Consider the following 7,144-nt stretch of genomic DNA (forward strand, 5'->3'; position numbering starts at 1 on the left):
ACTTATGATATTACCCTTAAGTCTCGCCATATTGATTACCGTTGTGGCTATTCTCTTCTCGGGTCTCTTTTCAGGCTGCGAGATCGCGTTTGTGCAGAGTTCAAAGGTAAGGATGGAGATAGATGCCGCCCGGGGCGGGATGGTAGACAGAATCATCAAGGGTTTCTCGCGACATGAGGATATGTTCATATCCACGCTGCTTGTGGGCAACAATGTTGTGCTGGTAATCTACGGTATATCATTTTCGGTGATAGTAAATCCGTTATTCGAGGAATGGTTCCACCATAGCGAGGTCCTGACACTAATTTCGAATACCGTTTTCTCGACTGCCGTCATCCTCCTTCTCGGAGAATTTCTTCCCAAGACAACATTCCGCATCAATCCGAATTTCATGATGCGTCTTCTGGCTTTGCCCCTCTATCTTATCTATCTGATTCTTTATCCCGTATCCTGGTTTGTCTCCGTGATATCCAAGGGGTTGATGAAACTCTGCGGACTCGATACGGGTGAGGCTGCCAGTGCGCGTCTTACCATGGATGAGCTTGACGACTATATCCAGCAAAGCATGGAAGACCGGGAGAACGGAGAAGCTGTGGAGAATGAGGTGAAGATTTTCAGAAAAGCGATTGATTTCAAGGACACCCAGATTTCCGAATGCATGATACCGCGCAACGAGATTGTGGCGGTGCCTCTGGCGGGGACTACACGCGAGAAACTGATAAAGGTCTTTACTGCTACAGGTCTGTCGAAGGTGGTGGTCTACAGGGAGGATATCGATGATGTGGCGGGATATATACATATATCGGAGATGTTCAATTCCACGGCAGACTGGCGTCGCAAGCTCAAGCCTGTGATCTTCACTCCCGAGACGATGCTCGCCAACAAGATGATGCGTCGCATGATGAGCGAGAAACGCACGCTTGCCATGGTTGTGGATGAATTCGGCGGCACTTCCGGTCTTGTGACTCTTGAGGATATCGTGGAGGAGATATTCGGCGAGATTGAGGATGAGCACGATGTGAAGCGCCTTGTTGCGCGTGAACTTCCCGACGGAGCGTATGAGTTCTCCGGCAGGATGGAGATTTCAGCTATCAACGAGGATTTCGGACTCGACATAAGGGAAAGCGAGGAATACCATACGCTTTCGGGTTATATTCTCGAAAGTCTGCAGGCTTTGCCGAGACAGGGGGATTCGTTTAAAATAGGCGACCTTGCGTTCAGGATAGAGAAAATGACCACGACCCGCATCGAGCTGGTAAGGATAGAAAAGAAAAAAGATGCCTGAAAGGGCATCTTTTTCTTGTTAGATATGATCTGAATATTATATTCGGAGGGAACATCCCGGATGACGATAGTCAGGATCTAATGGGGATACGGTTTAACGATAATCTTTCAAGATTTCGCGGAGACGTTTGCGTGTAAAGAAGATACGGCTCTTTACTGTGCCTAACGGCATGTCAAGTATTTCCGAAATCTCCTCATATTTGTAACCTGCCACGTGCATCGAGAAAGGTTCGCGGAAATCCGTTGGAAATTTGGCGAGTATCTGTGATATCTCACCCACAGCATAAGCACCGTCAGGCGTTTCAAGACCAGAGTCCTGGCAAAGGTTCAAATGGTGAAAATCCTCTGAAGAATCCACCATGGTGCTCTCTCTAACGCTCTTACGATAATTGTTGATAAAAATATTGCGCATGATCGTCAGCATCCAACCCTTGAAGTTAGTGTTGTCCACAAACTTCTCCTCATTGTTGAGCGCTTTGAGGGTTGTGTCCTGAACGAGATCATGTGCTTCTTCTTTATCGGTGGTCAGTTTGAGAGCGAAAGAAAGAAGATTGCCCTGCATCCCTATAACGGAGGATTTAAAGGTGTTTTGCTTGCTCATTTAATTTTTTATCAATTAGGGAATCTAAAAAATAAAAAAGTCACTTATCATGTTATTTGAAAACAAAAAAGTCACTGTTCCCTGAGTGACCCCAGTTTATCGGGTGTAAAGTTAATATATTTTTATCAAAATGCAATCGTTATACTATAAATTTTTTTGAAAAATTTGTCAAATTATCAAGCCTCTTATATCTTGACAGTTTAGCTTTTTCATTTTTAAACAAGCTCTTAACCCTCTAATTATTTATTCTCTCTTTAATAATGTATAATCTTCCGAGCAAGTGATAAAAAAATAAGCAGGATACAAGTGCATGCACACGTATCCTGCCATATAATTGAAATTAAAAGTTACTTCAGTTTTATCTCAGCATTATTTCACGAGCACTTTTGAAGCCTTGCCGTTCTGAATGCGGATGTATACACCCTTCTCCGGCTCTCCATTGATTTGACGGCCGTTGAGGTCAAACAGACGCACTACGCCATCTTCCGTGTTTGCGTCGATATCAGTTACTCCCGTTTCGAAGCTGAGGGCAATCTTACGGATAGGCGATTTGTAACCATAGTTGGCGATATAGAAATTGAAATAGCCTATGGTCTTTGCGGGGATTGGAATATCGTCTCCGTTGTCATATAAAGTATATCCGGGAAGCAAGTTCTCGTCTGTTATATCGTCAGCTGTAGTCTCAGGAGTTGATGAATTTTCAAATTTGTAGTAAAGGAAAGCATTTTCCGGTACATCAATCCTGATATACGTTTCAGTTTCTGTATTTATTTCATCTTGTTCTATCTTTACGTCTGCTACATAAACGGCAAGGTGACGGTATACGTTCAGACGCATGATTGCGAAGCCGTCGCGGAATCCGTCACCTGCAGCGCTTCTTGCTTCGAGTGTGTATGTTCCGGGAGTATTCACACGTACTTTCATTGTTTTGCCATCTTCTGAAGGTGTGATCGTATATTGATCTGCGTTAAGACCGGCTATTGAATATGTTATAGTGCGACCTTCCGGATTGTTAACAGCGTTAATTTCAGCTTCCTCGTTTACATATATGCCATTGACATTTGGAGCGAACGTCAATTGTGCCGGTTTCATATCTGAACCTGAAGCATCCCACATGACGTTGATTTTAGATATTTTAAGCTGATTTGGGTCGGCAGTTATAGTGACTTCGTCAACAACTTGTGAGCTTCCATCTATTACTGTCGGGATCCATACTGAATTGAAATCATCATCAGGAGAATCACCGGATTCGGGTGAATATTTGGGGGTCACGGCACTTCCTGTAATTCCAATTTTAGTTATTTTATATCCTTCAGGAACTTTCACTGTCAGTGAAGACGCAGGGTCGGTTGTGTTACTTTTTTCAACCCGAAGTTCATTTGAGTTTGATGTCTTCCAGGATCTGTATCTTCCGTCAAAAGAAATAATGACTGTTTCGTTAACTCCTGCAATTGAAGTAACAGGATTATCCATATCCCTTTCATATGATGTCGTGTTTCCAGACATGGTTGTCATGCCATATGGATTTGTTGTAGTGAAATCGAATAAGGTCTCACCGGGTTTTACTTCCGCATTAGGATCAATTACTACTATCATATATGAACAGCTTCCTTCTGCATAATCTCCATTTGCAGCTATGGTTGCGGTAATTGTTGCAACTCCGGCTTTTTTTACATCGGAAGGCTTGATTTGTCCTGTTGATGCATCAACTGTTACGATTTCCGGATCTGATGATGAATATGTTATTGCCCCGAGGTTTTCTTCAGGCTCTGTAACAGTAACTTGTTGCCATACAACACCTGTGTTAACTTTGCCATAAACAGATTCGTTGGCAAATGATAGTTTTGGTTCTTTGCCCACTACTGATATTTCAAATGAACCATTGCCCGCAAGATATTTATCTTCAAATGCTTCTGTTGTGAAATTAACGATTGCAGTTCCGATTTTCTTTGCTGTTATCGTCTTTGTAATCTCATCAATGTCAATGATGTCATTATTTGTTGTGGAAAAAGAATATGTAAGTTCAGAGGGTTCAATTGTTGGTAGAGATTGGGTTTCTCCGATTGTTATTTCATATCCTAAACTACCGTCTTCTTTTTGTGGTATACCTTTGAATACAGGTTCAATAGGACCTGTTGTAATAATGGTATAATCAAATAGTGAGATATAATAGGAGGATGCTGTAGCTTTGAGTCTGAAAGAAACACCATTAGATGTGTCACCTTGTGTGGGAATTTTGAATTGTCTCCATTCTTCTACTGAACATTCAGCTTTAGCGATGGTTTTAAGTGTAGTCCAGTTGACATTGTCAAGGCTTTGTTCAATTGTTAATGTTGTTGCTTTATTACTAATGTTTAATTCAACATTAATTTCAGATACATTGTTATAGACAGGAGAGGTTATTGAAGCTCCTTTTTGAAGTTGCAAGCACTTTTTGTTTACTCGGGTTACACTTGCAGTGGTTCCTGCTTTTTGCCAGTCGGTTGGCAAACCCTCTGCAAAACTGATTTCTTCAGCTTTAGTGCTAAAGCTAAGAATAATCAGACACATTAATGATAGTAAAAACTTTCCCATAAGTTGTTAATTTAATAGATTGTTGTTTGATATTGTGTTATTTTTGATTTTTTTTATTGACGGCAATGTGTTGAAAATGTTAGGTTTTTGTGTGCGAAACGTTAAATCACAAGGTTAATGATCCAGTGTTTCGGTTGTATTACAAAGTTATAAAGAATTTTTCACATTTCCGCATGTATCCGTTAATTTTTGTTAGCATGTTTTGTCATTTTTTGTGCAAACTCAGTAATTGATACTTCCTTTTATAGAGACATAGCGGCGGAAGGGTATCATACAATATGTTTTCTGAACCATGGATATTGTCAGTTCCTATATATTGATGTTTTTTGAAAATATCGATGTAGTGAAGGCTAAATAACTTATGGGAAAGTCATTAGTGTACTATCGGTATCTGATGGAAATATTAAAATCTTTAGGATTGCAAACCTGATAGAGGGCTTGTGCAATATATATTCAGGGGCGTATTATCAGGATAGTGCGGTGTTAGGCGAGATCAAGGAAATAGCGGTTGTATGCAACTCCTGTTGCACCGAATGAGGCTTTATGACGCAGCAGTCCCCGGTTGAGGTATTGCCCCCCGTTTTCGTTACTTATTCCAAAATCAAAGTATGGGCGTGAGGTGTATATTTCGTTTATCAGATAATCGATGAGGGGAGTAAGGAGGTCAAGTTCGCGTCCTAAGGTAGTAGTTGCTATGTATTGCGCATGTGCCACCCTGCCGGTGTCGTATATGCACACGGCAGCCTGCGGAGAGGATGCATATTCAAGTATCCAGAATCTTATTTGTTCGGGAAACAGGTCCTTCAGTGTCTGCATCTCTTTTATTGAATGCACGGGAGCCGCATCGTGCCTCTCTTTCAGGCATGCAGTGGTCATTGCCATAATGGGGGCGGCATCGTTATATTCTTTGATGGTAAAATCCAGACGTGCAGATTTGGACAACGCCCTGCGGCGAAGCTTGTTGTAAAAACTACGCGGACTATCGGAAGATTCTTCATTCCCTATAACCTGCCGGCATATTTCCGCGATGGGGATTGCTGTTGAAAGATTGCATTCCGTTCGCACAGCACCAAGCCTGAACAGTGCATACTCATCTTCCTGAGAAGGGTGGAGAGAATATATATAAGGAAGTGGTTTATAGTCGAGTGCCTTATATCCTTCATCTTTCCACTTCTCTATTGCCGCTTCGAATATGTCAAGGATGTCAGCTCCGTCGACGTGACGCTCAGGAAGGACCCAGCCGCCATATGTGAGTCCCTGATGTGAATGCAGGATGCCGTCTTCGGAGACATTGGCAGGCAGGATTGCCGCGATGCCCGAACCCTTGCGTGCTATCCAAGAGCAATCCTTGAATCTGTCGGCATGATAATCCATATAGTCCCTGAGAAACAGGAATGTCGAGTTTCTGGCATCTCTCACGAATTTGTCCCATTCGTGTCTTGATTCAGGGGTATATCTTGAGATGGTTATCATGGTGGCGGAGGAGATTATCTGATCCAGTCGAGGGGGTTGAACTTGTCGCGGTTTTTCCAGACTTCGAAATGAATGGAAGAATGCGAGGGATCATCTTCCGACGGAGCGAGTTTGCCGATTGCCTGACCCTGTTTCACGACATCTCCCACTTTTACTGAAGGAGAGGCGATGTTTCCGTAGACGGTATAATAATTGCCGTGGTTCACAATCACAACCGTGGAGAAGCCAGGAATAACGTATACTCCGGAAACGCGTCCTCCATAAACAGCCTGCGCCGACGCGCCGGCGGATGTTTCGGCATCGATTCCCGGATTGTCATACATCACATCCGGCAGTTCCGGCAACGAATGGCGTCCGAACTGGCTTGTCACGCGGAACGCGCCCGAGACGGGTCTTGGCAGCGAACCACGCATTGCCGCGAAATTACCTGCCTGGGAAGCCGAGCTTTTCGCGGTGTTCGCCTTAGAAGCCGTTGAAGACTTGTCGCCACGCGGCTTGCGCTTGCGTGCCTCTGCGTAATCTTTCTTTTCGTCGGATTTCTTTTTTCTTGCAGTCTGAGATTTCTTTTTATCCTCTTTTTTCTTGTTGTCGCTCTTGCTTTTAGCGGCTTCCTCCTGCGCAAGGAGTCTTGCCTCTTCCGCCTTTCTTGCTTCCTCCGCCTTTCGCGCCTCTTCGGCACGCCGGGCTTCTTCGGCTCTTCTTGCCTCTTCCGCCTTACGGTTCTCCTCGGCGATCAGAGCTGCTATGCGGCTCTTCAGTGCGTTTGCCTCCTGCTGCTTTTTTGCAAGATGAGACTGCAGTGCCTGTCCGTTGCGGCGCAGCTCACCCACCAGCGCGTCCTGCTGCCGGTATTGCTCGTTGAGTCTGTTTTGTGCCGCTACCTGACGGGACAGGGCGATATCCTTCTCCCGTTTTGACTCCTCCAGCTTCTCCTTCTGTAATGTCAGCTCCTTGACCGATTCAGAAATCTCCGCCGATTTCTTCGACCGCCAAGCCGAAATCTGTTTCAGATAACGCATACGGCGCATTGCCTGACTGAAATTTTTGGAAGAGAAAATGAAAGCGAGAGTGGAATTCGAATTGCGTTTTCCCCGTATCTTACGGATTGAGTTGAGGTAATCCTCTCTCATCTTCTTAAGTTTAGCCTCAGAGGCAGTGATTTCCGATTCAAGGGATGAGATACGGGTGTCAAGCTGTCTGACCTGTTCGGCA

At 44.0% G+C, this 7,144-nt stretch carries 5 protein-coding genes; 1 reads left to right on the forward strand and 4 read right to left on the reverse strand.

The window, feature by feature from the left end; all coding sequences use genetic code 11:
* Positions 1 to 1,285, forward strand: a 1,285-nt coding sequence (locus tag JX312_RS06715) for a hemolysin family protein (protein ID WP_370541484.1), incomplete at its 5' end; no start/stop codon positions are given.
* A gap of 93 nt (positions 1,286 to 1,378) precedes the next feature.
* Here the strand turns inward: JX312_RS06715 and JX312_RS06720 are convergent.
* The 4 genes from JX312_RS06720 to JX312_RS06735 all read right to left on the reverse strand — a co-directional run.
* Positions 1,379 to 1,885 carry an RNA polymerase sigma factor gene (locus JX312_RS06720; protein ID WP_123405469.1) on the reverse strand — a complete coding sequence of 169 codons (507 nt, stop codon included), beginning with the start codon at positions 1,883 to 1,885 and terminating at the stop codon, positions 1,379 to 1,381.
* 369 nt (positions 1,886 to 2,254) lie between these two features.
* On the reverse strand, positions 2,255 to 4,459 hold the full coding sequence (locus tag JX312_RS06725; protein ID WP_204457468.1) for a hypothetical protein: 2,205 nt from the start codon (positions 4,457 to 4,459) through the stop codon (positions 2,255 to 2,257).
* A 483-nt stretch (positions 4,460 to 4,942) separates the two neighbouring features.
* Positions 4,943 to 5,932, reverse strand: a complete 990-nt coding sequence (locus JX312_RS06730) for a GNAT family N-acetyltransferase (protein WP_204457469.1) — start codon at positions 5,930 to 5,932, stop codon at positions 4,943 to 4,945.
* Between the two features lie 14 nt (positions 5,933 to 5,946).
* On the reverse strand, positions 5,947 to 7,144 hold a 1,198-nt coding region (locus tag JX312_RS06735; RefSeq protein ID WP_204457470.1), incomplete at its 5' end, for a murein hydrolase activator EnvC.

The sequence above is a fragment of the Barnesiella sp. CU968 genome (assembly GCF_905219685.1).
GTDB lineage: Bacteria > Bacteroidota > Bacteroidia > Bacteroidales > Muribaculaceae > Lepagella > Lepagella muris_A.

Bases quoted from the DNA above. Each gene is read 5' to 3' on its own strand.
- JX312_RS06730 (WP_204457469.1), bottom strand. From the start codon at position 5,932: ATGATAACCATCTCAAGATATACCCCTGAATCAAGACACGAATGGGAC.
- JX312_RS06720 (WP_123405469.1), bottom strand. From the start codon at position 1,885: ATGAGCAAGCAAAACACCTTTAAATCCTCCGTTATAGGGATGCAGGGC.
- JX312_RS06725 (WP_204457468.1), bottom strand. From the start codon at position 4,459: ATGGGAAAGTTTTTACTATCATTAATGTGTCTGATTATTCTTAGCTTT.